Source organism: Paenibacillus xylanexedens (assembly GCF_007680605.1).
Classification (GTDB): Bacteria; Bacillota; Bacilli; order Paenibacillales; family Paenibacillaceae; genus Paenibacillus; species Paenibacillus xylanexedens_B.
Genome location: NZ_VEIO01000028.1, coordinates 1 through 1,127, shown reverse-complemented (window position 1 = coordinate 1,127; position 1,127 = coordinate 1). Strand labels below are relative to the sequence as shown.

Sequence of the window (1,127 nt, the reverse complement as noted above, 5' to 3'; positions counted from 1 at the left end):
ATGTCCATGTCTGGGCTGTCTACTGGATTGCCAATGAGTCCGCAATCGGAGCGGGTTCATGCGTTGGACATTGCAGGCAGTGTAGTGGAAGGGAAACTTACGCTGAGTGTAACATACGATAAGCATGAGTACCGAGACAGCACGATGCAGGGATTGCTGGACAACTACAAAAAGCAGTTGCTTTCAATCGTCAGCCATTGTATGCGACAAACCGAGCAGGAATTGACTCCAAGCGACGTTGCAAGTAAACCGATGCCTCTAGATATGTTCGAAAAACTCTTAACACGTTTGAAAGATTTGTAAGGAGAGACCGTTGGTATTCAAATTTAAAATTATGAAAAATAGGTGATTATAATGAGTGTTAACGGCAAACATAACGTGATTTCCATGTACCCACTCTCACCCATGCAAGAAGGAATGCTGTTCCAATCACTAATGGAGCCTCAATCCTCCGCGTACTTCGAACAGATGTCGTTTACGATTCAAGGATCGCTACATAAAGCCCATTTGGAAGAGAGTCTCTCTCTTTTGATGGATCGGCACGATATCTTTCGAACAGTGTTCATGTATGAAGAATTGGAAACACCCTTGCAGATTGTACTTAGAAAGCGCAATCCGTCAATCGTTTTCAAAGATTTTACAGGGTTAACGAAAGATGAGATTAGGTACAAGGTAAAGCAATTCAAACAAACGGATCGGAAACGTGGATTTGATCTAACGAGAGATGTACTGCTTCGACTTGCCGTATTGAAGACGGGGCAGAACCAACATGAGATCATATGGAGTCATCATCATATTTTGATGGATGGTTGGTGCGTGGGCATCGTCTTGAAAGAGTTTTTCTACATGTATACGCAGCTCTGCAGTGGCAAGGAAATTGATTTGCCTGCCGTGAAGCCTTATAGCGAATTTATCGATTGGTTGGAGAAGCAGGATCGTGAAGAAGCAGCTGACTATTGGAGAGATTACTTGGCGGGGTATGAACAACGTACGGCGATTCCAACAAGTGGTCATTCTACTAATGGAGAGTATGTCTTGGAAGAGGTTCACCATACGTTCTCGGCGGAGCTGACTGAGCGTTTGATGCACTTAAGCAAGTACCATCAGGTTACGATGAACAGTATGAT

At 43.8% G+C, this 1,127-nt stretch carries 2 protein-coding genes; both read left to right on the top strand.

All coding sequences use genetic code 11. The features are described from left to right. Positions 1-303 (top strand): condensation domain-containing protein (locus tag FS818_RS28190; protein ID WP_145336717.1); only part of this gene is annotated, 303 nt, incomplete at its 5' end. 102 nt (positions 304-405) lie between these two features. Continuing rightward, positions 406-1,127: condensation domain-containing protein (locus FS818_RS28185; protein ID WP_260989995.1), on the top strand; the 722-nt coding region annotated here is incomplete at its 3' end.